This is a genomic window from Paraburkholderia sp. BL6669N2 (assembly GCF_003387275.1).
Lineage (GTDB): Bacteria > Pseudomonadota > Gammaproteobacteria > Burkholderiales > Burkholderiaceae > Paraburkholderia.
The window spans coordinates 3,565,620-3,589,081 of sequence record NZ_QUNA01000002.1 but is presented as its reverse complement, the minus strand read 5'-3'; the positions used below and the strand labels follow the sequence as shown (position 1 = coordinate 3,589,081).

At 60.2% G+C, this 23,462-nt stretch carries 19 protein-coding genes and 2 pseudogenes; 16 read left to right on the top strand and 5 right to left on the bottom strand.

Annotated elements, in window-relative coordinates; translation table 11 throughout:
* Nucleotides 1-28: 28 nt before the first annotated feature.
* The 6 genes and pseudogenes from B0G80_RS38615 (at nucleotide 29) to map (ending at nucleotide 5,685) form a co-directional block, all read left to right on the top strand.
* Entirely contained in the window at nucleotides 29-1,252 is a 1,224-nt protein-coding gene (locus B0G80_RS38615) for a dienelactone hydrolase family protein (RefSeq protein ID WP_116122876.1), read from the top strand.
* A 73-nt stretch (nucleotides 1,253-1,325) separates the two neighbouring features.
* Complete coding sequence (locus B0G80_RS38610) at nucleotides 1,326-2,003, top strand: glutathione S-transferase family protein (protein WP_116122875.1); 678 nt, start codon at nucleotides 1,326-1,328, stop codon at nucleotides 2,001-2,003.
* Between the two features lie 186 nt (nucleotides 2,004-2,189).
* Nucleotides 2,190-3,698: a DHA2 family efflux MFS transporter permease subunit gene (locus B0G80_RS38605; protein ID WP_116122874.1), complete on the top strand. Its 1,509-nt coding sequence runs from the start codon at nucleotides 2,190-2,192 to the stop codon at nucleotides 3,696-3,698.
* 85 nt (nucleotides 3,699-3,783) lie between these two features.
* Nucleotides 3,784-4,617, top strand: a complete 834-nt coding sequence (locus B0G80_RS38600; protein ID WP_116122873.1) for an AraC family transcriptional regulator — start codon at nucleotides 3,784-3,786, stop codon at nucleotides 4,615-4,617.
* Nucleotides 4,618-4,710: 93 nt separating this feature from the next.
* Nucleotides 4,711-4,923 carry a ParD-like family protein gene (locus tag B0G80_RS38595; protein ID WP_116122872.1) on the top strand — a complete coding sequence of 71 codons (213 nt, stop codon included), beginning with the start codon at nucleotides 4,711-4,713 and terminating at the stop codon, nucleotides 4,921-4,923.
* Nucleotides 4,920-5,685 (top strand): annotated as a pseudogene (gene map / locus B0G80_RS38590) (type I methionyl aminopeptidase). Before B0G80_RS38595 ends, map begins: the two are co-directional and overlap by 4 nt.
* Before the next feature lie 38 nt (nucleotides 5,686-5,723).
* On the opposite strand, the gene chrA reads toward map, so the two are convergent.
* A complete protein-coding gene (chrA, locus tag B0G80_RS38585) occupies nucleotides 5,724-7,067 on the bottom strand; it encodes a chromate efflux transporter (RefSeq protein WP_116123895.1) in 1,344 nt (447 codons plus the stop codon).
* A gap of 114 nt (nucleotides 7,068-7,181) precedes the next feature.
* Nucleotides 7,182-8,144: a chromate resistance protein ChrB domain-containing protein gene (locus B0G80_RS38580; RefSeq protein ID WP_116122871.1), complete on the bottom strand. Its 963-nt coding sequence runs from the start codon at nucleotides 8,142-8,144 to the stop codon at nucleotides 7,182-7,184.
* Between the two features lie 379 nt (nucleotides 8,145-8,523).
* Between B0G80_RS38580 and B0G80_RS38575 the strand changes: the two genes are divergently transcribed.
* The gene (locus tag B0G80_RS38575) at nucleotides 8,524-10,047 is read left to right on the top strand and encodes a diguanylate cyclase (RefSeq protein WP_408969073.1); all 1,524 of its coding nucleotides are present in this window, start codon (nucleotides 8,524-8,526) and stop codon (nucleotides 10,045-10,047) included.
* Nucleotides 10,048-10,231: 184 nt separating this feature from the next.
* On the opposite strand, the gene B0G80_RS38570 is transcribed toward B0G80_RS38575, so the two are convergent.
* Together B0G80_RS38570 and B0G80_RS38565 are read right to left on the bottom strand one after the other, a co-directional pair.
* Nucleotides 10,232-12,490 (bottom strand): xanthine dehydrogenase family protein molybdopterin-binding subunit, encoded by a 2,259-nt coding sequence (locus tag B0G80_RS38570; protein ID WP_116122870.1) that lies wholly within the window; start codon nucleotides 12,488-12,490, stop codon nucleotides 10,232-10,234.
* The gene (locus B0G80_RS38565) at nucleotides 12,491-13,018 is read right to left on the bottom strand and encodes a (2Fe-2S)-binding protein (RefSeq protein ID WP_116122869.1); all 528 of its coding nucleotides are present in this window, start codon (nucleotides 13,016-13,018) and stop codon (nucleotides 12,491-12,493) included.
* 155 nt (nucleotides 13,019-13,173) lie between these two features.
* Between B0G80_RS38565 and B0G80_RS38560 the strand changes: the two genes are divergently transcribed.
* Nucleotides 13,174-14,070: a LysR substrate-binding domain-containing protein gene (locus B0G80_RS38560; protein ID WP_116122868.1), complete on the top strand. Its 897-nt coding sequence runs from the start codon at nucleotides 13,174-13,176 to the stop codon at nucleotides 14,068-14,070.
* Here B0G80_RS38560 and B0G80_RS38555 read toward each other — a convergent pair.
* Nucleotides 14,067-14,954, bottom strand: coding sequence for a LysR substrate-binding domain-containing protein (locus B0G80_RS38555; protein WP_116122867.1), 888 nt, complete (start codon nucleotides 14,952-14,954; stop codon nucleotides 14,067-14,069). The two genes, B0G80_RS38560 and B0G80_RS38555, sit on opposite strands and share 4 nt — an antisense overlap.
* 241 nt (nucleotides 14,955-15,195) lie before the next feature.
* Here B0G80_RS38555 and B0G80_RS38550 point away from each other — a divergent pair, with 241 nt between their 5' ends.
* The 8 genes and pseudogenes from B0G80_RS38550 to B0G80_RS38515 all read left to right on the top strand — a co-directional run.
* Nucleotides 15,196-16,152: an amidohydrolase family protein gene (locus tag B0G80_RS38550; RefSeq protein ID WP_116122866.1), complete on the top strand. Its 957-nt coding sequence runs from the start codon at nucleotides 15,196-15,198 to the stop codon at nucleotides 16,150-16,152.
* Entirely contained in the window at nucleotides 16,152-17,078 is a 927-nt protein-coding gene (locus B0G80_RS38545) for an amidohydrolase family protein (protein ID WP_116122865.1), read from the top strand. The genes B0G80_RS38550 and B0G80_RS38545 overlap by 1 nt, the downstream gene beginning before the upstream one ends.
* A 79-nt stretch (nucleotides 17,079-17,157) precedes the next feature.
* Nucleotides 17,158-18,552 (top strand): UbiD family decarboxylase, encoded by a 1,395-nt coding sequence (locus tag B0G80_RS38540; protein ID WP_116122864.1) that lies wholly within the window; start codon nucleotides 17,158-17,160, stop codon nucleotides 18,550-18,552.
* Entirely contained in the window at nucleotides 18,549-19,139 is a 591-nt protein-coding gene (locus tag B0G80_RS38535; protein WP_116122863.1) for a UbiX family flavin prenyltransferase, read from the top strand. Before B0G80_RS38540 ends, B0G80_RS38535 begins: the two co-directional genes overlap by 4 nt.
* 40 nt (nucleotides 19,140-19,179) lie before the next feature.
* A complete protein-coding gene (locus B0G80_RS38530) occupies nucleotides 19,180-20,268 on the top strand; it encodes a GTP-binding protein (protein WP_116122862.1) in 1,089 nt (362 codons plus the stop codon).
* A gap of 89 nt (nucleotides 20,269-20,357) precedes the next feature.
* Nucleotides 20,358-21,698 (top strand): nucleobase:cation symporter-2 family protein, encoded by a 1,341-nt coding sequence (locus B0G80_RS38525; protein WP_116122861.1) that lies wholly within the window; start codon nucleotides 20,358-20,360, stop codon nucleotides 21,696-21,698.
* A gap of 80 nt (nucleotides 21,699-21,778) precedes the next feature.
* Nucleotides 21,779-23,158 (top strand): amidohydrolase family protein, encoded by a 1,380-nt coding sequence (locus B0G80_RS38520; protein WP_408969488.1) that lies wholly within the window; start codon nucleotides 21,779-21,781, stop codon nucleotides 23,156-23,158.
* A 20-nt stretch (nucleotides 23,159-23,178) separates the two neighbouring features.
* Nucleotides 23,179-23,400: pseudogene (locus B0G80_RS38515) on the top strand (Asp/Glu/hydantoin racemase); the annotation flags it as partial.
* Between the last annotated feature and the right edge of the window lie 62 nt (nucleotides 23,401-23,462).

Below are 23,462 nucleotides of genomic sequence, written 5' to 3'. Positions count from 1 at the left end.
TCAAATTACCTGCATGGAGACACACCGCATGGCCGCCTCTTTCATGGAAGTCGTCGCCCAGGATGGCGGCCGTTTCAATGCCTACGTCGCGCGCCCCGCGCAAGGGTCGGGCCCGGGACTCGTGCTCCTGCAGGAAATTTTCGGCATCAACGACACCATGAAGGCGATGGCCGACCGCTTCGCTGAAGAAGGTTATGTGGTGTTGGTGCCCGATCTGTTCTGGCGGATCAAACCGGGCATCGTGCTCGGTTATGGCGAAGCCGACATGAAACAGGCGCTCGACTATCTCGGCCAATTCGACACGGATCTGGCCATCGACGATATCGCCGCCACCGTCGCCGCATTGCGCGCCATGCCTGAACAGGCCGGCAAAGTCGGTGCGGTGGGCTACTGCCTCGGCGGCAAGCTCGCGTTCCTGAGTGCAGCGCGCACCGATGTCGATTGCGCGGTCAGCTACTACGGCGTCGGCCTCGAAGCGCATCTGGATGAAGTGCCCGCAATTCGCTGCCCGATGGTGTTTCACTTCCCTGAAAACGACTCGCACTGTCCGGCGGAAACCCGCGAACGAATCAGCGCCGCATTGCGTACGCGGCCGCAAATCGAGCAATACGTGTACCCGGGTTGCGATCACGCGTTCGCCGCGCCGTCGCGCCCGCAATACGACAAACCCGCCGCGATGATGGCGTATTCGCGCACGCTCGCGCTGCTGCGCAAGGTGCTCGGCCCGGTCTACGATCTCAACGCGCTGTGGGAAGCGCATTGCTATTACGAGTTCGCCACGCGCGACGTGGACGCCGTCATGCCGACCATGGTCGCGCAACCCTACGTCAATCACGTTCCGACCATGACCGGCGGCGTGGGTCACGACAACCTGAAGCGTTTCTATACGCATCACTTCGTCAACTCGAATCCCGTCGATACGAAGCTGATTCCGATTTCACGCACCATCGGCGCGGATCGCATCGTCGATGAATTCATTTTTAGCTGCACGCATAGCTGCGAAATCGACTGGTTGCTGCCCGGCGTTGCGCCGACCGGTAAGTATTTCGAGGTGCCCATGCTCGCCGTCGTTTGTTTCCGAGGCGACAAGCTCTATAACGAGCACATCTATTGGGATCAGGCTTCCGTGCTGGTGCAGGTGGGCTTGCTGAATCCCGAGGGATTGCCCGTGGCCGGCATCGAGAGCGCGCGCAAGCTGCTCGACGAGACGCTGCCGTCGAATCAGTTGATGGGCGGCAAATCACGCGTGTGACGTGCGACTAGAGGCCCGCCTCTGCGCAACATCCTTATGATGTGACACTCAACTCGCCACCGTCACTCGACCCATGCTGATCGTCCATCATCTGAACAACTCCCGCTCACAGCGTGTGCTGTGGCTGCTCGAAGAACTCGGCGTGCCGTACGAAATCAAGCGCTACCAGCGCGATCCGAAAACGATGCTCGCGCCGCCCGAGTTGCGCGCGGTGCATCCGCTCGGCAAATCGCCGGTGATTACCGACGACGGCCAGACGATCGCCGAATCGGGCGCCATCATCGAATATCTGATCGACAAATACGGGCAGGGACGATTCGCGCCGGCGCCAGGCACACCGGAGCGACGGCGCTACACGTACTGGCTGCATTACGCGGAAGGTTCGGCAATGCCACCGCTGCTGCTCAAACTCGTGGCGCTGCGGATTGCCAGCGCGCCGATGCCGTTTTTCGCGAAGCCGATTGCGCGCAAGATCGCCGGCACGCTGCAATCGAGTTTCATCGATCCGCAGTTGAAGCTGCACCTCGGTTATATCAATCAGGAGTTGAGCAAGACCGGCTGGTTCGTCGGCAACGACTTCACGGCGGCGGACGTACAGCTGAGTTTCCCGCTCGAAGCCGGCACGGCGCGCGGCGGCATGGAAGGCCAGATTCCGGCAGTGGTCGATTTCCTCAAGCGCATTCATGCGCGGCCAGCCTATCAGCGCGCACTGGAGCGCGGCGGCAAGTACGAATTGCTCGGCGGCGATTGAGGTTCGCGCCGACCTGGAACTCGTAGTTGTGGGCCGAAATTGGCGGGTGCTAGACTGGCAAATCCCATTGTCGTCAACGACTTGCCAAAAAGGCTGGTCTGCACTGCGCCGGGTCTTCTGGCGTGGTATCTGTGTCAGCCGCGGCATGTTCGGCATCCAATCGACCATGCCTAAGGAGTCGCCCGCATGACCCATTCCATCCACGGTAACAAGCGCTGGCTCGCACTGGTCGTGCTGTGCCTCGGCGTGCTCATGATCGTGCTCGATACGACGATCGTGAACGTCGCGCTCCCGTCCATCGCTGCGGATCTTGGGTTTACCGAGACGTCGCTCGTGTGGGTGGTGAATGCGTACATGCTGACCTTCGGTGGTTGTCTGCTGCTAGGCGGGCGGCTCGGCGACCTGTATGGGCATCGCAAGCTGTTTCTTGTCGGCATCACGTTGTTTACGCTGGCATCGCTTGCTTGCGGGATTTCCAATTCGCAAGGACTGCTGGTGTGTGCGCGTGCGGTTCAAGGTGTAGCAGGCGCCATTGTTTCGGCGGTCTCGCTGTCGCTCATCATGAATCTGTTCACCGAACCCGGCGAACGCGCGAAAGCCATGGGTGTGTATGGGTTCGTGTGTGCGGGTGGCGGCAGTATCGGCGTGTTGCTCGGTGGGTTGCTTACCAATTTGCTGAGCTGGCACTGGATCTTTCTGGTCAATCTGCCTATTGGTATCGCCGTGTACGCGCTCTGTGTCGCGCTGTTGCCGTCCGCGCGCGGTCACGCGCACGGGGAGCGGCTCGATGTGGCCGGCGCGGTGTCCGTCACCGTTTCGCTGATGCTCGCTGTCTACGCTGTTGTGAACGGCAACGAAGCTGGCTGGACTTCGGCACAGACGCTCGGCTTGCTGTTTGCCGCGGTGGCTCTGCTCATTGTGTTTCTCGTGATCGAATCGCGTGTGCAGCATCCGTTGATGCCGCTCGGTTTGTTTCGCTTGCGGAATGTGGCGACGGCGAATGTAGTCGGCGTGTTGTGGGCTGCTGCGATGTTTGCGTGGTTCTTTATCTCCGCGCTGTATTTGCAGCGTGTGCTTGGGTATCGGCCGTTGCAGGTCGGGCTTGCGTTTCTGCCGGCTAATCTGATCATGGGGTTCTTTTCGCTCGGGCTGTCGGCGCGGGTGGTAATGCGCTTCGGGCTGCCTGTTCCGCTGGCCGTGGGGCTGCTGGTCGCGGCTTGCGGTCTTGCATTGTTTGCTCGCGCGCCGGTTGGCGGCAGTTTTGTGCTAGATGTCATGCCGGGGATGATTCTGCTCGGCTTTGGCGCAGGAATTGCGTTTAATCCGATGCTGCTCGCGGCTATGAGCGATGTTGATCCTGGCGATTCGGGGCTCGCGTCGGGTATCGTCAATACGTCGTTCATGATGGGTGGCGCGCTCGGGCTTGCGGTGTTGGCGAGTCTGGCCGCGGCGCGAAGTGAGGCGATGCAGGCGTCATCTGGCAATGCCGTGGCGGCGCTGAATAGCGGGTATCACGTCGCGTTTTTGTCTGGGGCGATTTTTGCGGCGGTCGCGGGGATTCTGGGTGGCTTGTTGTTGCGGACGGGGCACGCGGGCGGTGCGGGTGCTCACGAAGACGCTCACGGTCGCCACGCGACGGCAGCGGACGAACACTCCACCGCCACGGGCGACAAAGCCGCGACCGAAAACTATTAGAACGCGTTTCCGCAAAACCGCAATCCCGATCAAACACCCCGCATCGGCGCTCGCTATGCTGGTTCCATGCTGACATGAGAGCCATATGAACCCGGTTGGAAAAGCGCTGTGGTTTATCGAAAGCCACTTTGCCCACGAGTTGACGCTGGACGACATCGCTAACTGCGGATGCGTGTCGCGTTTTCACCTGGCGCGCGCCTTCGAAGCGGCCACGGGTTTTTCGGTGATGCGCTACGTGCGCGGGCGTCGTTTGAGCGAAGCGGCGCGTCGGCTGGCGAGCGGCGCACCGGATATCCTGGCGGTCGCCATCGACGCCGGCTACGGTTCTCACGAGGCATTCACGCGCGCGTTTCGCGATCAATTCGGGCTCACGCCCGACGCGCTGCGCGCGCGTGGCCATCTCGACAATCTCGCCCTCGCGGAGCCGATCAAAATGGACGAAACCCTGCTTACCCATCTCGAACCGCCGCGCTTTGAAGACGGCAAAGCGTTTCTCGTCGCGGGCCTGAGCGAGCGTTACACCAGCGAAACCTGTGCCGCGATTCCGTCGCAGTGGCAGCGTTTTGGCGACTACTTCGGCAAAGTGCCGGGGCAAGTCGGCAATGTGGCTTATGGCGTTTGCTATAACGCGGACGACAGCGGCAACATCGATTATCTGTGCGGCGTCGAAGTCAGCGACTTCTCCGCATTGCCCGCCGATCTGAGCCGCTTGCGTATTTCGCCGCAGCGGTATGCGGTGTTCAGCCATCGCGAGCATGTTTCGACTATCCGGCGCACCTGGAATACGATCTGGAATCAGTGGCTGCCGGCATCGGGACATATTCCTGCCGATGCGCCGAATTTTGAGCGCTATGACGAGAAGTTCGATCCCGTCAGCGGGATGGGCGGGCTTGAGATCTGGCTGCCGTTGAAGAGCTGAGCTTTTCAATTGAATTCTAATTTTCGCAAAGCGCTTGTCCCGTCAGACGGTTTGAATATATGATTCGTATACGTTTCATATATGGAGGATGACGTGGGCATTGTGAATATCGACGACGACTTGCACGATCAGATACGTAAGGCAAGCGCGGTGTCATGCCGGTCGATCAACGCGCAAGCGGCCTTCTGGATCAAGGTCGGCATGATGTGCGAAATGGAGCCGACGCTGAGTTTCAATGAGATCGCTACCCGTGAACTGAGAGCCGCAGGCGTCGTGACGCAAGCCGTCAAGGTGGCTTTGACATGACCAAGCGGCCCGAAGAAATCGCATTGATGGCGGAGTCGGGCCAGCTGCTGGCGGAGGTATTTGGCTATCTGGATCAAATGAGCCTGGTCGGCATGTCGACCATGCAGGTGAACGATCTGATCGATAGCCTCATCGTCAACGAACTGAAGGCACGACCGGCAAGCAAAGGGCAGTACGGCTTCGCCTACGCGCTTAATTCTTCCCGCAACAATGTTGTTTGTCACGGTGTTCCGTCCACGACAGACATCCTGCAAAGCGGGGACATCGTTAATTTCGACATTACGTTGGAAAAGAACGGCTATATCGCAGATTCCAGTAAGACCTATCTTGTGGGAGAGGTGTCTCCACTGGCAAAACGGCTCGTGCAAGTGACCTACGAAGCGATGTGGAAAGGGATCAAGGCCGTTCGCCCCGGCGCCAGACTTGGCGATGTGGGTCATGCTATCGAGCGGCACGCTCGCAGAAATGGCTATTCGGTCGTACGGGAATATTGCGGACATGGCATCGGGCGTGAAATGCACGAGGAACCGCAAGTGCTGCATTGGGGAAATGCAGACGGGTTTGTTGTTGCAGGAAGGCATGGTGTTCACCATCGAACCCATGATCAACCAGGGGCGACGTTCTGTTCGAACCGAAGAAGACGGCTGGACCGTGGTCACGCGCGATGGGCAACTGTCGGCGCAGTTTGAACACACCGTGGCCGTGACCCAAAAGGGCGTACAGGTCTTAACGCTAGGATCTGGAGAAAGGGTGCCCAACTGATAGCTTGACGGTCGTGCGCCGCATTGGGTTCGCGTTCCTTAAAACAGAAACAAGCGCAACGCGAGACCCACAAGGCCGCATGTCAAAATGACTGATATCACGCCGACCTTGAATCGGAACAACGCTACGCCCGCGCTCAAGCCGATCACCAGCGATGGCCAGTCGAAGCCGCCATGCAGCCCATGCGGCCATAGCACGTGAAGGGCAAAGAACACGGCGAGGTTCACGATCACACCAACTACAGCTGCGGTTATGCCAGTTAGCGGCGCTGTGAATTTCAGATTGCCGTGAGTCGTCTCGATGAATGGGCCGCCGAGCAGAATGAACAAGAAGGATGGAAGGAAAGTAAAGAACGTCACGACGACAGAGGCGACGATTGCTGACGCGAGTGCGGCGTCTGGTCCGAACACGACCTTGGTCCAACCGCCGACGAATCCCACAAAGGAGACGACCATGATGAGCGGTCCCGGCGTCGTCTCGCCCAGGGCGAGGCCATCTATCATCTGAAGACTGGTCAGCCAGTGATAGTTGTCGACCGCGCCCTGGTAGACGTAAGGAAGGACGGCATATGCGCCGCCGAACGTCAGCAACGCAGCTTTAGTGAAAAACCACGCCATTTGCGTGAACGTTCCGGTCCAGCCATACAACACGGTTAGCGTGCCGATGACGACGAGCCAGATAAGAACGAAGACGGCAAACACGACAACAAACCGCTTCCACGTGAAGAGCGCGTGTCTGGGCGTGGGTGTGTCGTCGTCGAGGATTGCGCGGCCAAAGGCGGTGTCACCGGCTTTGTGGCCTCCGCCAACAGCGAACCTGGTCGGGGCATATTTACCGCCAAAGTAACCGACGATGCCCGCGACCAGGACGATGACGGGAAAGGGCAAATTCAATACGAAAATGGCGAGGAACGCGGCCGCTGCAATTGCCCATAACCAGGCGTTCTTCAAGGCGCGAGAGCCAATGCGGTAAGCCGCGAACACGACAATGGCGGTAACGGCCGGCTTGATGCCGTATAACACACCAGCCACTGCAGGCACGCTGCCGAATGCCGTGTAGATCCATGAAAGCGCTATCAGGATGAAGAGGGACGGCAGTACGAAGAGACCCCCGGCAATGACGCCGCCCCATGTCCGGTGCATCAACCAACCGATGTACGTGGCGAGTTGCTGTGCCTCCGGGCCAGGTAAAATCATGCAGTAGTTCAAAGCATGCAAAAACCGCTTTTCGGAAATCCACCTTTTCCGCTCGACCAGGTCCTGATGCATGATGGCAATCTGCCCTGCAGGTCCGCCAAAACTGATGAAACCAAGGCGAAGCCAATACCAGAACGCCTGCCGGAAGCTGACTGACTCGGGCGGCGCCTCTCGCGTAGTAGCCATGTCATCCTCATGCTCTAACTGACTGTGTTTCATTTTTGCCTTCGCCTCGACTTGTTGACTGCGGCGTGCGACTGGATTGAATAGAGCAATGGCGCGGCCGGGACGACCGCTACGTTATCTAGCCGTACTCTTTTCAGATGCGGCGAAATGTGCGAGCAAAGAGTCCAGCACATGACCCATTTCGCTAACGAGGTCGTCATCACCCAGGCCGCGTTCTCGTGCACCTGTCATGACTGCCTCGAAACCGGCGGCCTCCGGTACGACGAGGCCACCGATATCCAGCGCATGAACCATGTTCGCGAGTCCCATCATCCCAGGCTCGCTATCGACGCCAAAACTGGCAGCGAGCACTTCAAAGGTCACGCGGCCATCGATGTGCGAGAAACTCGCGCCATCGAAGTCGAACCCCACAGCGTCCTCAGGACAGTCACCCGGGGAAGCAAGCCACAGGAACCGGGCGTTGCTATCAACAAAACGTTTGATGAGCCACGCGCTGGCGACCCGATCAACCCAAAGATGTTGACGGGTAGCCCAAACGCGCCCCTGAAACTTCTCGTGATCCAAGGGGCGAATGGCTCCTTCGCTCTGGTGTGGCTCACCTGGAGACAACACGGCTTCCGCAGCTTCGAGAAAGTCGTGGCAGGCGGACTGCGCTCGAACCAATGAGTCGCTGGGGAAGAAGTCAACTACCGCAATCGCTTCAAATTCCTTACGTATCTTGCGCACGAGCCTGGAGGCCTCGGCGAGGCTGATGCTGGCAAGCGTTTTCCGGGCATCCTCTACGGACCGCTGAAAATTCGCGTAGTCGTCAGCACGGTCGAATAGGGTCCGAAATTGCTGTTCCTGTGACGCATCGCGGCTTGTAAACCACATCAAATAGGCGGCCCCGCCCGCCTGTCGGATGCCGTCAGACATTTCAGCCATCCCCGCCTCTCCCGCGGCAGGGAGCAGATACGCGCCATCGCGCAAGACCGCACAGCCTTTTGCCTTCAGCGCGCGCCAGTACCGCATGCGCGCCGTCGCGCTGTCTGTCGGCAGCGACAGCACGAGAAGCAGCCAGTCGGTGAATTCACTCATGTAACGTAATCTACATGCTTGTTGATATCGATACAAATATATTTTTATTCTGTCTTGGTAGCGTCTCGCGCTCGGCCGTAGCGCCTTTAGAATCGGTCGATAGCTTGTTTTTCGAGCCGAGTCCGAGTGACTGCAAGCCTGCGGGCGCAGTGCTCCAATTGCGCTACTGGCCATTTTTGCCGTCAGCGGATGCGGTAAAATTGTCCTGCAGAAGCGCCGTAGCCTCTACTTTTTACCGCCTTTGCCGTAAACCCGGTCATCGGCTAGCCACGACACTCGGGCAATCCTTTGCCGCTGGACCCGCTGCACCAAGTCGATATTCTCGCCACGACTACGCGACGACGACGTATGGACCGAGTGTTCTCACGACAACATTAACGTGTCTGTTTCTATCACCACCGGAAAACTGGCTGTTCTCGCGGGCCGACATCCCTTGATCGTCGGTGCTCTAGCCAGCCTGATGGCAGTGGCCGTAATGGCAATCAGCGCGCTCACGCTTCTGGCCGCTCGTGACACGACTGTCGAACATGCTCATGAAATGTCCAGAAACGTCACCGCCGTTCTGGTTAGCAACATCGCCCGGACCATTGAAACGTCTGACACGTCCCTTCGCACTCTGGTAGCGTCGCTGAACAATCCCGCCATCCAGGCTATGGATCCGGACCTGCGTCACGAATTGCTGTTTGATCGAACCGCCGCTGAGTACGTCACCGGCATGGGAATTACAGATGATCGGGGTCATCTGACCGACGGCTGCTGCTCGCGCGCCCACAATTGGGATTTCAGCGACCGTGACTATTTCATTGCACATCGCAATTCGGCGAATATTGGCCTTTATGTGTCATCCGTCTACCGGCCGCGGTCGCGGCCAGGGGCGCAGTCAATTGCGATGACGCGAAGAATGAACCGGCCAGACGGGTCGTTCGCCGGAGTGGCGATTGTTGCCATTGACGTCGAATACTTTAATCAACTGCTCGCAAAACTGAACGTTGGGCCAAACGGTGTCACTGCGATCGTCCGCACGGACGGTACGCTGGTGGCCAGAAATCCCGCAATGAGCAATGCCAAGCTGGTCAACGTGGGTAAGTCACCGACGTTTCCGCGTATGGTGAACCATGATTCCGGGTTCTATGCTGCCCCCTCGATCTCGGACGGGGTCGTGCGCCTGTATACCTTCCAGCGGGTTCCCGGAACGCCGCTTATCGCCGTTGTCGCGCCGGCGGAAACTGACGTACTGGCATCCTGGAAACGACTGACATGGATAGTCGGAATCTCCGCGTCGTCTGTTAGCCTTGCGTTCTGCGCGGTGGTCTGGCTCCTTGCTTTTGCATTGCGGGACCACGCAAAGGCTCAGGTACTGCTCAAGGAGCTAACGCGAACCGACTCGCTTACGGGGCTCAAGAACCGCCGTGCTCTCGACCATGCCCTCGAAAACGAGTGGGCAACACTGCAGCGCAGCGATGGTTCTTTGTCGCTGCTGTTCGTCGATGCGGATAACTTCAAACAATACAACGACAGGCACGGTCACGCGCAAGGTGATATTGCATTGAAACATCTCGCGGAATGTATCAATCGACACGTGCGTCGTCGTGGCGATCTTGCTGCGCGATATGGCGGGGAAGAGTTTGTTGTCGTACTGCCCCATACGGACAAAGCGGGAGCACTTAAGATCGCTGAAGCTATCCGTCAGGAAGTTGACTGTGGTCCTCCGGCAATACCATTCGAAGCAATTCCACATTTCACGGTGAGTATTGGATGCGCGACTGGTCGACGCTCACTTCCATCGTCACTAGATGAATTGACGAATTCAGCTGATCTGGCGCTGTACGCGGCCAAAAGAAGTGGAAGGAATGCCGTCGTCGCCGCGGGCGATATTGTTCCACAGGACCAACCGCAGAGTTGATGGCACTCCTCGACTGCGGCTGTCCGCGTCGCGTCGCGAATGACAGCGAAGCGCCGATCCGCAGCCGCACGGCGGATGAACGGCGAGCGTCGGTTTAGACCGACACGCGGACAGCAAGGTATCGATCCCATGACGCAAACTATCATCCCTTGGGATATTGCAATGTGACCGACCCGCCTCGTTTTCAAGCCTTCGCTTTCTCGCCCATCTTCACCAGATCAAAAGGCGTCTCCCTAACCCTCCTCCCGGTCAGCCTGAAAACCGCATTCCCCACCGCCGGCGCCACCGAAGGACTCGACAACTCCCCCACGCCACCGGGTTTAGACGTATCTCCTTGCACGATGAAAACATCGACCTCCGGCATATCACTCATCCGCATCACCCGGTATGTATCGAAATTCTTCTGCTCCACCTGCCCATGCCGAATATCGACCCGATCCGCAGTCGCATGACCTAGTCCCCACATCAAGCCACCATAAAGCTGCTCTTCGACCCCGCCAGGCGAAACCGCCAACCCGCAATCCGCCACGCAAGTCAGCTTCTCAACCACAACGCCATCACCCTTCCGAGCCACCCGCGCCACCACCGCCACATAACTGCCATACGCCTGATTGGTCGCCACGCCCAAAGCAGTCCCAGCAGGGAGCGCCTGCCCCCACCCGGCCCGCTTCGCCGCCTCCCGCAAAACAGCCTGATGCCTCGGATCCTTCATATGCGCGAGCCGAAACTCAACGGGCTCCCGATGCCCCGCATGCGCCGCTTCATCCATAAACGACTCAACCGCGAACACATTCGGGATATAACTCACCGCCCGATACCAGCCAGTCGGCACACCCGTCTCATGCCGCACCCAACCAATATCCACATGCGGCGCCCCATAAGCAAACTCATACTTGCTGATCGCTTCAGTGGTGCTGTAATCCATCCGATCCGGCCGATCGAAGTACCCAGGCTCCCATTGTTCCGGCGAAGCAGGCATCACCGCCCGCAATTGCAACGTCGCCAGATTCCCGCGCGAATCGAGCACAGCCTTCGCCCGATGAAAACTCGCCGAGTGGTAATAAAGCGCCCGCATTTCATCTTCACGGCTATTCATCAACTTGACCGGCTTCCCGACTTTCAACGCGAGCCACGTCACTTCAAAAAGCCAGTACTTCGACTCGCGCGACCCAAAGCTGCCACCTGAAACAAGCTCATGCAGCACGACACGATTCGCAGGAATACCGCCGATCACCTCAGCCGCTTCCTGCACCGTCGACGGCACTTGCAGTCCACCCCAATACTCAATCGAGCCGTCCTTCTTAGCCCATGCGGTAACGTTAATCGGCTCAAGCGGACACTGCGCCTTATAAGGCATCGAATAAGAAGCCTCAATCACCCGCGCCCCGAGCGGAAACGCGGTCTTCGAATCTCCACTCTGAATAGTCGGCACCACCCGCGCCGCAGGATCATCGAGCCACGCCGCCTGACGCGCAGCAAGCGTGCTGCTATCGAAAGTCTCCAGCGGACTGTCTTCCCACTCCACATGCAGCGCCGCCTGCCCCTTATGCGCGGACCAGTAGTCATCGGCCAACACAGCGACACCCGCCTGATTGCCGCCGAGAATGTCCGGCCGGCCAGGGATCTGCAACACCTGCTGCACGCCCGGCACGGCCAACGCAGCCTTGGCGTCCACGCTACGCACACGCGCATCGATCACCGGCGCACGCGTGACAACCGCGACCAGCATGCCCGGCAACGACACGTCGATGCTGTACGCAAACACGCCCCTCGTCTTCTCCGCGGCGCCGCGCTTATTCCGCAATTTGCCGATGTATCTGAACTGCGACGGATCTTTCAAAACAACGTCTTTCGGCGCGGGCATTTGCGCCGCGACCTGGGCAAGCGACCCGTAGTTTGCACGCTTGCCGTTGACCTTATCGACCACGAAGCCGTTTTCCGTCGAACACGTCGACGGCGCCACATTCCATTGTTTCGCTGCAGCAGCAATCAACATGGCGCGGGCCGTCGCACCCGCACGTCGCAAGCGTTCGTATTCCAACGACACGCTCGTACTCCCGCCCGTCGAAAACACTTTCCACAACGGATGAATGTAGTCGCCGTAAAACGGATTCTCCGGCGTGATCACATCGACGCGAAACAGATCGACGTCCAGTTCTTCCGCGACCATCGCAGCGAGCGCGGTACGCGTACCCGTTCCAGAATCGTGCTTATGGACGACGAGTTTGATCGTATCGTCCAGTAGCACGCGCACCCACGCATTCGGTTCGAATTCACCGGCCTGCGGTTTGGGATCGCCGCTTTTGCCGTCGCCCTTGGCGAACGCTTCGGGCAACTGAAAGCCGATTGCGAGCCCGGAAGCCACCAACGCCGAGCTCTGTTTAATAAACCGCCGACGCGCAGCACCATGACCATTGCTCAACACCTCTTTGTCGTTGCGCATTCAGGCCTCCTCGTTCGTGACATAGGACGAGCAGGTCGCTGCGCACTCAGGCATATCCACCGTCGCCAACGTCGAATCGCCCGACGCGGCCCGCTTGATCGCCATGCGAATACGCGAGTAGGTTCCGCATCGACAGATGTTGCCCGACATCGCCGCCGTGATGGTTTCGTCGTTGACGGTCGGCTTGTCCTTGAGAAACGCGGCCGCCTGCATCAATTGCCCGGACTGGCAGTAGCCGCATTGCGGCACATCCTCGGCGATCCACGCGAGTTGCAGCGGATGCCGGCCGTCCTTCGACAACCCTTCTATCGTCGTAATGCGTTTACCGGCCACGGCAACAGCGGGCAGCAAACAGGAGCGCACTGCCTCGCCTTCGAGATGCACCGTACACGCGCCGCAAAAGCCGCCGCCGCAGCCGAATTTCGTGCCGGTCAATTTAAGCCGGTCGCGCAATACCCACAACAGGGGCATGTCTTCCGGTACATTGTCGAGCGAGTGCCGCGTGTCGTTGACCACGATCTCGATCATGCGCTGTCTCCTGAATGTGATTGTGCGGCGCGGCGCATGCATGAGTGGATGCGTCGATGCGTGACAAGGGCCGCGTGCTTGCGGCCATTATTGAAAGCCGTTAAGCGCAACGCCAGCGACCATTTCTTCCACCGTCTGTCAGTCCGGCTAACACCATGTTGAAGCGCTATCCGTCCATTCAATCGATGCAAGCCTTCCTGCAAGCCGCGCGCGTCGGCAGCTTTTCGAGCGCGGCGCGGCAGTTGTCGCTTACGCATAGCGCGATCAGCCAGCAGATCCGCACGCTCGAAGAGTTCGTCGGCCAACCGCTTTTTGTACGCGAAAGCGGCCGCGTGGTGCTGACGGATGCGGGCGTGTTGTTCGCGAATCAGTTGGCGGATGGCTTCGAGCAGATCGATCGCGCGTTGTCGTCGGTAAAAGAGCGGACGGTCAAGCAGTCCATCACGCTCGACGTCGATCCCGAACTCGCGCAGAGCTGGCTGGTGGCGCGTTTGCCCACCTTGCTCGGCGCGCTGACCGGCACATCGCTCACGGTGTTGTCCACGCCGCGCCACGAACGCAGCGCGTTCGAGCGCGTGGATATCGCGTTGCGGTATGGGTATGGGGAATGGGACGGCTTCGAAAACGCGCTGATTTGCGGCGACCGTCTGACGGCGGTGGGTTCGCCTTCGCTATTGCAGGCACGCGGGCTTAGCGTGCCGCTCACGCCTGAGCAACTATTGGATTTGCCGTTGCTAGGCTATACGAAGCGCTCGTGGATTCCCTGGCTCGCCGCTGCGGGCTTGCCCGAGGTCGAGCCCGACGCAGTAGCGGTTTTCGACAACGCGGCCGGGTTGATCGCAGCCGCGAGCGCAGGCGTGGGCGCAGGTTTGGCACGCGGCCTGCTCGCCGCCGACGCGCAACGCAACGGCGATCTGGTCGAACTCACGCAAGTGGAAATTCCAACGCACTACAACCTTTACGCCGTGTGGCCGCGCGAGAAAGCCGAGCGTGTGGCGCCGTTAATCGACGTGATCCGCAACCTGGTCGCGCAAACTAACAGCACGCGTTAGCACGTACTGGCCGCCACTTCCCGCACAGTATCGAGAAACAGCGACAGGACCGGCGAAGGCGTTTCGGCACGATAGCGCGCGTGCAGCGATACTTCGGGACGCGGCGCAGCGACCGGCACGAACGCAACGTCTCCCGTCGATAACTGCCGCGCGGAAGAAGGCAGCAGCGCCACGCCCAAGCCTTCGCGCACGAGGCACAACAGCGTGTGCACCTCGACCACTTCCTGTTCGATGCGAGGTGTGAACCCTGCTTCGACGCAACAGTCCTGTAGAAAACGCGCCAGTTGCGACTGCCGCAAACCAAACGACACGAAACGCTCGGCCTCCAACTCCCGCAACGCAATCTCCGCACGCGATGCCAGCGCATGCCCCAACGGCAGCGCCACCACCGCCGACTCGCGCATCACCACTTCGCTGCGAATCTCCGGGTCGTCGTGCGAGACACGGAAGAAACACACATCCAGCCGCCGCTCTTTCAACGCGAGAATCTGCGCGGCCGGCGTCATCTCGTGCAGCGTCCAACGCACTTGCGGATGTTTCTCCGCGAATACGCGTAGCGCGTGTGGAATCGGCTCGACCATCGCGGAACTGATGATGCCGATCTCAAGGCTCCCCACTTCGCCACGTCCCGCACAACGCGTCAGATCGATCGCGCGTTCGAACTGCGCGAAGATCAACGGCACCTGCTCTTTAAGTGTTTTCCCTGCCTCGGTGAGTTCGACACGATGCTGCGAGCGCGAGAACAACGCAGTGCCCATCTCTTCTTCGAGGATACGAATCTGCTGACTCAGCGGTGGCTGGGAAATGTGCAGCCGCGCGGCTGCCCGGCCGAAATGCAGTTCGTCGGCAAGCACCGCGAAGTAACGCAACAGCCGGATGTCCATATCGCAAACGTATCAAGATCGTGGTTAAAAAATATTGTACAGAGCGTTTTTATCTTGTGAGACTGCATCGCAAGCAGCAGTGCACATCAGTGTGACACTCGATGCCGGCGAGGGGAAGGCGCTCAAAAACAGCGTCTTGCAAAGGGCCGCATGGGCAAGCCCAACGGGCTGGGTTCCATCGATGCGCCTGCCCGCGATCCGGCAACTGGATACACCAGTTCCTCTCAAGGAGATCGAGTACATGATCATCGACACTAGCTGTTATCCGACCAATCTGGTCGACCTCGCGTGGCGCCATGACGGCGAGCCATTTTCCGGCGAGCGTCTGATCGAAGTGATGGACGGCCCTTACATCATCAACGGCAAGCCTCGCCGCATCGACAAGGCCTTCATCCAGCCGCCGCAAGGCAACACCATCTACACGTGGACCGACGGCGATCGCTCGGGCCGCGAGTCGATCGACGACTACATGGCGTACACGGTCGAATGCGTTCAGAAGTATCCGGACCGTTTGCTCGGCTGTTTCGTCTACAACCCGCGTTGCGGTCCGGAGAACGGCGCTGAAGCCATCGAGTTCTATGCGAAGGAACACGGCTTCAAGATGGTGCAGTTGCAGGCCAACATGCATGCGTACCGTCCCGACCGCGCGCTCGACTGGTTGCGCCCCGCATTGCGCAAATGCGCGGACCTCGGCCTGCTCGTGAAGCTGCATACCGGCGACGGCCCATATAGCATTCCGAGCGAGTGGTATCCGCTGATTCGCGAATTCCCTTCGGTGAATTTCATCATGGCGCACTTCGGTGTGCAGACGGGCGGTGTGTATTGCTTCGAGCCTTACCAGATGGCGCTCGACACACCGAATGTGTATTGCGAATCGAGCTGGTGCCTGCAATCGCGGATCGTCGAATTCGCGAAGGTGCTGCCCACGCACAAGATTCTCTACGGCTCCGACACACCGCCGAACGAGCCGGGCATGTGGCTGCGTTTGCTCGAAGTGTTGTGCCACGAACCGCCGCAAGGTTTGAATCTCGACGAAGAGACGCTCGAGGATTATCTCGGCAACAACCTCGCCCGCATGATCGGCATCGAGCCGAGCACGCCGCCGAGGAGCGTGCAAGAAGCACAAGCCTATCTGAAACACCATGCCGGCGCCGCGAAGAAACACGCGGGCCAGGCCGACTACGCAGGAGCCCGCTGATGATCATCGATACCCATCTGCATCCCACGAATCTCGTCGACGAGGCGTGGCGTCATACCGGCGAGCCATTCACCGGCGAACGCCTGCTGAAGATGATGGACGGTCCGTACATCATCAACGGCAAGCCGCGCCGGATCGACATGGGCTTCATTCAGCCGCCGCCGGGCAACACCGGCTATCGCGACGGCAATCGCCGCGGTCGTGAAGGCATTCGCGACTACATGTCGTATATCGCCGCATTGACGCAGAAGTACCCGGATCGCTTTATCGGCAACTTCACGTACAACCCGCGTTGGGGTCCCGAAAACGGCGCAGCCGAACTCGAATTCCACGTGAAGGAATACGGCTTCAAGATGCTCAAGCTGCACGCGAACATGCACGGCTACCGGCCGGATCGCGCGCTCGACTGGTTGCGCCCTGCTATGAAGAAGTGCGCTGAGCTCGGCGTGGTCGTGCTGATTCACACCGGCGACGGACCGTACACGATTCCGACGCAGTTCTATCCGATCATCCGCGAATTCCCGATGGTGAATTTCATCATCGGTCACTTCGGGATTCAGACGGGCGGCAACTACTCGTTCGAAGCGTTCTGGATGGCGATGGACACGCCGAACGTGTATTGCGAATCGGGCTGGTGCTATCAGTCGCGCATTGTCGAATTCGCTCGCGAACTGCCGCGCAACAAGATCGTGTTCGGCACGGATTCGCCGCCGAACGAACCGGGAATGTGGCTGCGCGAACTGGAAATGCTGTGCGGTCCCGCGCCACAAGGCATGAATCTGGACGAGGACGGTCTCGAAGACTATATGGGCAACAACATCGCCCGTCTGGTCGGAATCGAGCCGACCAAGCCGCCGAAGGATCTCGCCGAAGCGGAGAAGCGGTTGAAGGCGACTTATGTGAATGACGTCACGCAGCCGGCCTAACGCTGACTGACTGATCGTTCGAAAGAAAGCAGGCGCGGTTCGCGCCGCGCCTGCCTCTGTTGCTCACACGGAGTTCACTATGGCGGATAACCTCTTCCGCGCCACGCAGGATTTTCATCGCTTTGCGCATGCGTATCGCGAGCACTATCCCGATGACGTATTGACGCTCTCGCAGCCACTGTCCGCCGATCAGGATGTTACGGCGGTCGTCGCCGAACTCGCGGCGCGCGGGCAGCATCCCATGCTGGTTTGCGAAAAGATCGATGGGATCGCAACGCCTCTCGTCACGAATTTCTTTGCCTCGCGTACACGCATCGGGCGTCTGTTCGATGTCGACGCGGTCGGTCTGTTCGACGCATATCAACAACGCGCCAATGCGCCTGTCGCACCCGTGTTCGTGTCGAACGGTCCCGTACTGGATCAGGTGATTGAAGGCGACGCAGTAGATCTCGCACAATTGCCGATGATCCGCCACTTCGATACCGACCGCGGCCCGTACATCACGAACGCCGTGATCGTCGCGGAAGATCCAGTCACCGGCGTGGCAAACCTCAGCTATCACCGCTCGATGCGCCACGCGAAAAACGCCTTGGCCACCAGTCTGCATTCGCGCGGCCACCTCTGGCGCATGCTGCAAACCGCCCAGGCACGCGGCGACACGTTGAAAGTCGCGATGGTGATCGGCGCGCATCCGCTGTTCATGCTGGCCGCCGCCGCACGCGTGCCGTTCGGCACCGACGAACGCGCCATCGCAGGCGGTCTGTTCGGTGCCCCGCTGGAACTGGTGCGCACGCCGCACTACGGCATCGGCGTGCCCGCTTCCGCCGAGTTCGTGCTGGAAGGCACGATCGATCCGTCCGCGCACGCCGAAGAAGGCCCGTTCGGTGAATTCACGGGCTATTCATCGGACCGCTCTACGAACAACGTACTGCGAGTCGACACGATGATGCGCCGTAACGATGCGTGGCTCGTCGATGTAGTCGGCGGTCCTTACGCAGAACATCTGACTTTAGCCCGCTTACCGCGCGAAGCGGAGATGAGCGAGAAGCTGAAGGCGCGCTTCCCGTCCGTCACAGCATTGCACTATCCCAACTCCGGCACACATTTTCACTGCTACGTCGCGCTGAATCAGAAGCGCGACGGCGAAGCACGCCAGGTCATGCTCGCGCTGCTCGGTTGGGATCCCTACCTGAAGAACGTCGTCGCCGTGGATAGCGACATCGACATCACTAACGACTCGCAGGTGCTGTGGGCGATCGCCACGCATTTTCAGCCGCACCAGGATGTGTTTATCGTCGATGGTTTGCCGGGCAGTCCGCTCGATCCTTCGTCGTCCGCGGCGGGCACCACGTCGCGTATGGGCATCGACGCGACGCGCGGCTCGCATTTCGACGGCATACGCGCACGGATCAGCGAACGCGCTTCGCAAAAGGCCGCCGACATTCTGGCCCGCGCCGCCGGAGTACCGCGATGAGCGCACGGCGACTCGTAGTCGGCATCAGCGGCGCATCCGGTTTTACGTACGGTGTACGCCTGCTGCAATTGCTGCGTCAACTCGATATCGAAACGCATCTGACCGTTTCGCGCAGCGCGTTACTCACGATGACGCACGAAACCGACTACAAGTTCGCGGACATTAGCGCGCTAGCCAGCGCCACCTATCGCTGCGACGACATGGCCGCGGCCATCTCCAGCGGCTCGTTCCGCTCGCTGGGCATGATCGTCGCGCCCTGTTCGATGAAGACGCTTGCCGAAATTGCCAGCGGCATGTCGTCGAGCCTGATCTCACGCGCCGCCGACGTCACGTTGAAGGAGCGCCGCCCGCTGGTGCTGCTCGCGCGTGAAACGCCGTACACGCTGGCGCATCTGCGCAACATGATTGCCGTAAGCGAAATGGGTGCGATTGTCGCGCCACCCGTGCCGGCGTTTTATGCGCGCCCCGCTTCACTCGACCAGATGATCGATCACACGCTTGGCCGTGTGCTCGATCTGTTCGGTCTCGAAGCGGGCACCGTCAAACGCTGGCGAGAAGTCGAAGCACAAGCACCGCATATCGCCTGATAGCCGAACCGCTGTACGAACGAAGAAACGGAGACGAGCCATGAATCACATTCACACCACCCACAACGAAATCGAGAAAATCCCCGTCACGGTGCTGACCGGCTTTCTCGGCGCCGGCAAAACGACGCTGCTCAACTACATCCTGCGCGAGAAACACGGCCGCAAGATCGCGGTGATCGAAAACGAATTCGGCGAAATCGGCATCGACGGTGGCCTCGTGCTCGAATCGACCGAAGAGATCTACGAAATGACGAACGGCTGCGTGTGCTGCGTCGGCGCGGTGCGCGAGGATCTGGTGAGGATCGTGCGCATGCTCGTGGAGCGGCCGGACCGGCTCGATCACATCATCGTCGAAACCAGCGGGCTTGCCGATCCGTATCCCGTCGCGCAGACGTTCTTTCTCGACGATCCCATTGCTAAACAGGTCACCCTCGATGCCGTCGTCACGATGGTGGATGCGAAGCATATCGCCGCGCATCTGGACGATCTGGTGCTCGACGGCAGCGACAACCAGGCCGTCGATCAGATCGTGTGCGCGGACCGTATCGTCATCAACAAGGTCGATCTGGTGGGACCAGACGATATCGCTTCGCTGACGCAACGCATTCGTGGACTCAATGCCACAGCGGAAATCGTCGAGTCGAGCTATGCACAGATCGACCTCGGCAAGATTCTTGGAGTGGGCGCAAACGAGTTCTCGCAAATTCTCGTCGAGACCGATGGCCTGCATGAAGAAGAACACGCGCACGGTCACGAAGAACACGAACACGAACACGAGCATGCCCATCACGACGACGATCACGCCGACCACCAGCACGACGAAAGCGTTTCCTCGGTCGGGATCGAAGTCGATGCGGATATCGACCTCGACGCGCTGCAAGCGTGGCTCGCCGAACTGCGCGACTCGGATGCCACAAACCTGTTCCGTATGAAAGGCATTCTCGCCGTGCAAGGCCAGTCGCATCGCTATGTGCTGCAAGGCGTCCACAACGTCATCGAACTGCGCGCGGCGCAAGTGTGGGGGAGTGAGCCGCGCTCGTGCCGCATCGTTTTCATCGGACGCGATCTCGATCGCGCCGCACTGACCGACCGCTTCCATGCCTGTCTGGCCGTGCCGGTTGCGGCCTGACGGGAGATCCGGTCGGCGCGCGTCGTAGTGCCGCGCGGCTAGGTCCGTGCGGCGCGCTCCGATCGATAACCACAATTTGGAGACACGTCATGAACACCGCCATACACCCCGTCGATCGCATTCTGCCGAAGCGCCAGATGATCACGCTCGGCTTGCAACACATGCTAGTGGCTTACATCGGCGCCATCGCGGTGCCGCTGATCGTCGCGTCGGCGCTGAAGATGTCGCCGGCCGACACCACCGTGCTCATCAGCACGGCGCTGTTTTGCTCGGGCATCTCAACGATTCTGCAAACCGTCGGCGTCTGGAAGTTCGGTGTGCGTCTGCCGATTCTACAGGGCGTCGCATTCAGCAGCGTCGGACCGGTCATTGCGATCGGCACGAGTCCGGGTGTCGGTTTCGCCGGCGTGTGCGGCGCGGTGATTGGCGCGGGTCTGTTCACGATGTTCGCCGCGCCGCTGGTCGGGCGCTTGCGAAGGTTCTTCCCACCTGTAGTGACCGGCTGCATCGTGACTGTGATCGGCTTGCAGTTGTTTCCCGTCGCGTATCAATGGGCCGGGGGTGGCGAGGCCGCGCAGCAGCAGTTCGGCGCGCTGCCCTTCCTGAGCGTCACGCTGTTCGTCGCGCTGGTGATTCTCGCGATCAACCGTTTTGCCAATGCGTTCCTGCGTAATCTGTCCGTGCTGATCGGTTTGATTGCCGGCGGCATTCTGGCGTGCTCGCTCGGCATGGGCAACTTCGCGAGCGTGGCGCAAGCACCGTGGTTCACCATGCCGGTGCCGTTTCACTTCGGCACGCCCGTGTTTTCGCTGGTGCCGGTACTGACGATGATCGTCGTGATGGTGGTGCAGATGGTCGAATCCATGGGCCTGTTCGTCGCGATCGGCGACATCGTCGATAAGGACGTGAGCGAGGAGGACGTGGTGCGCGGCATGCGTGCCAACGGTCTGGCGAGCGCGATTGCCGGTATGTTCGCGGCGTTTCCGTTCATCGCGTTCATGGAAAACGTCGGCCTCGTCATTCTGACCGGCGTGCGCAGCCGCTGGGTGGTGGCAATCAGCGGCGTGCTGATGTGCGTGGTGGCGCTGGTGCCGAAGATCGGCGCGGTGGTTGCGTCGACACCTTCCGCCGCGCTCGGCGGCGCAGGTATCGCCATGTTCGGCGTTGTGGTCGCGGCCGGTGTGCAGACGTTGGCGAAAGTGGACTTCGAGCGCAATCGCTACAACGTGTTGATCGTCGGCTTTACGATCGCCACCGCGTTGATTCCGGTGATGGCGCCACAAGTCTTCAAGCACATGCCCGACTGGACGCAACCGTTCCTGCACAGCGGCGTGGTGCTGGCGTGCCTCGTTTCCGTCGTGCTGAACGCGGTGCTCAACGGCGCGCATGAAGAGGACGTCGTGCCGGCGCACAACATGGTCCGCGAATAAGCGGATGTTGCATGACGAGCGCGGCGGTCTTTGCAAAGGCCGCCGCTTCGCAGTAACTGAAAGGATATCGAATCGTGAGCATGCAAACTGAAGCGTTGCTGATCAAAAACCCTGTCGCGGTGATGAGCGGAATGAGCGGCGAGCGCGCAAGGCTCGGCCAGGTCGATCTGCGGATTCGCAATGGCCGTATCGAAACCATCGCGCCGAATCTCGAGCCGCGTGCCGATGAACGCGTGATCGACGCACGTTCCTGCGTGGTGTATCCGGGCTGGGTGAACACGCATCATCATCTGTTCCAGAATCTGCTGAAGGCCGTGCCGTCCGGTATCAATGCGGATTTGCAGGAATGGCTGGCTGCCGTGCCGTATCCGCGTCTCGCGCGCTTTACGCCGGAGCTGGCGCGCGTTGCCGCTCGCCTGGGTCTTGCCGAGCTGCTGCTCTCCGGCGTGACGACGTGCGCCGATCATCACTATCTCTACCACGCGGACGGCACCACCGAAACCGGCGATCTGCTATTCGACGAAGCGGCTTCGTTCGGCATGCGCTTCGTGTTGTGCCGCGGCGGCGCATTGCAGGCGGCGGGGGATCATCCGGGGTTTTCCAAAGTCGCGCTCAAGCCTGAGACGCTCGATCAGATGCTCGCCGATATCGAACGTTTGAAATCGCGCTATCACGACGGTGGCGATGCCTCGATGCGTCGCGTCGTAGTCGCGCCGACCACGCCAACGTTTTCCCTGCCGCCCGAACTGTTGCCTGAAGTCGCGCGAGCGGCTCGGCGGATGGGTTTGAGGTTGCATACGCATCTGTCCGAGACGACCCGTTATGTCGATTTCTGCAAGGAGCGGTTCAACAAACTGCCGGTCGAGTTCGTCGCCGATCACGAGTGGCTTGGTCCGGATGTGTGGTTCGCGCATCTCGTGCATCTGCAAGCGAGCGAGATCGCGATGCTCGCTGAGACCGGCAGTGGATGCTCGCATTGCCCGGTCAGCAATGCGCGGCTGGGCAGCGGCATTGCGCCCGCACCGCAAATGGCGGCCGCCGGCGTGCCAATGTCGCTCGCCGTGGATGGCGTGGCGTCGAACGAATCCGGCAGCATGACCAACGAAGCGCATTTCGTATGGCTCGTGCATCGCGCGGCGCAGGGCGCGTCGGCGACCACGGTGGAAGAGACGATCCATTGGGGCAGCGCGGGCGGCGCGGGCGTGCTCGGACTCGATGCGGTCGGCACGCTTGAAGTCGGCATGGCGGCGGACTTCGTGCTGTATGACGTCAGCGATCTGCGCTTCAACGGTTTCCATGATGTTGCCGTTGCGCCGGTGACGGCAGGCGAGCCGGCGCGCGTTCGCTATAACGTGGTGAACGGTCGCGTGGTGGTGGATAACGGCGTGATTCCCGGTCTCGATCTCGACGCGCTGCGTTACGAAGCGGCTGAGGGCGTGAAGCTGTTGCTCGCCGATTAAAGGAAAGGGGACGCTGCAAGATGCAAAGCAAACGAATCCGGCTCGGTATTCTGACGCCTTCGTCGAACACCGCGCTCGAGCCGATGACGGCGGCGATGCTGAGCGAACTGCCGCACGTCAGCGCGCATTTTGCCCGCTTCATGGTGACAGAGATCGCGTTGTCCGAGCAGGCGCTCGGCCAGTTCGACGTGAGCCGGATTCTGGCGGCCGCGCGCCAGCTGGCCGATGCGCGGGTGGACGTGGAGCCGTTGGTGCGGTGGGGGCGGTGGTTTATGGAAGTGCGGTAAGTTCTTGCCTTTAAGGC

What these genes read in the sequence shown, in the direction of transcription:
- B0G80_RS38615 (WP_116122876.1), top strand. Translation starts at nt 29, where the DNA reads ATGGCCGCCTCTTTCATGGAAGTCGTCGCCCAGGATGGCGGCCGTTTC.
- B0G80_RS38610 (WP_116122875.1), top strand. Translation starts at nt 1,326, where the DNA reads ATGCTGATCGTCCATCATCTGAACAACTCCCGCTCACAGCGTGTGCTG.
- B0G80_RS38605 (WP_116122874.1), top strand. Translation starts at nt 2,190, where the DNA reads ATGACCCATTCCATCCACGGTAACAAGCGCTGGCTCGCACTGGTCGTG.
- B0G80_RS38600 (WP_116122873.1), top strand. Translation starts at nt 3,784, where the DNA reads ATGAACCCGGTTGGAAAAGCGCTGTGGTTTATCGAAAGCCACTTTGCC.
- chrA (WP_116123895.1), bottom strand. Translation starts at nt 7,067, where the DNA reads ATGGCTACTACGCGAGAGGCGCCGCCCGAGTCAGTCAGCTTCCGGCAG.
- B0G80_RS38580 (WP_116122871.1), bottom strand. Translation starts at nt 8,144, where the DNA reads ATGAGTGAATTCACCGACTGGCTGCTTCTCGTGCTGTCGCTGCCGACA.
- B0G80_RS38570 (WP_116122870.1), bottom strand. Translation starts at nt 12,490, where the DNA reads ATGCGCAACGACAAAGAGGTGTTGAGCAATGGTCATGGTGCTGCGCGT.
- B0G80_RS38565 (WP_116122869.1), bottom strand. Translation starts at nt 13,018, where the DNA reads ATGATCGAGATCGTGGTCAACGACACGCGGCACTCGCTCGACAATGTA.
- B0G80_RS38560 (WP_116122868.1), top strand. Translation starts at nt 13,174, where the DNA reads ATGTTGAAGCGCTATCCGTCCATTCAATCGATGCAAGCCTTCCTGCAA.
- B0G80_RS38555 (WP_116122867.1), bottom strand. Translation starts at nt 14,954, where the DNA reads ATGGACATCCGGCTGTTGCGTTACTTCGCGGTGCTTGCCGACGAACTG.
- B0G80_RS38550 (WP_116122866.1), top strand. Translation starts at nt 15,196, where the DNA reads ATGATCATCGACACTAGCTGTTATCCGACCAATCTGGTCGACCTCGCG.
- B0G80_RS38545 (WP_116122865.1), top strand. Translation starts at nt 16,152, where the DNA reads ATGATCATCGATACCCATCTGCATCCCACGAATCTCGTCGACGAGGCG.
- B0G80_RS38540 (WP_116122864.1), top strand. Translation starts at nt 17,158, where the DNA reads ATGGCGGATAACCTCTTCCGCGCCACGCAGGATTTTCATCGCTTTGCG.
- B0G80_RS38535 (WP_116122863.1), top strand. Translation starts at nt 18,549, where the DNA reads ATGAGCGCACGGCGACTCGTAGTCGGCATCAGCGGCGCATCCGGTTTT.
- B0G80_RS38530 (WP_116122862.1), top strand. Translation starts at nt 19,180, where the DNA reads ATGAATCACATTCACACCACCCACAACGAAATCGAGAAAATCCCCGTC.
- B0G80_RS38525 (WP_116122861.1), top strand. Translation starts at nt 20,358, where the DNA reads ATGAACACCGCCATACACCCCGTCGATCGCATTCTGCCGAAGCGCCAG.
- B0G80_RS38520 (WP_408969488.1), top strand. Translation starts at nt 21,779, where the DNA reads ATGCAAACTGAAGCGTTGCTGATCAAAAACCCTGTCGCGGTGATGAGC.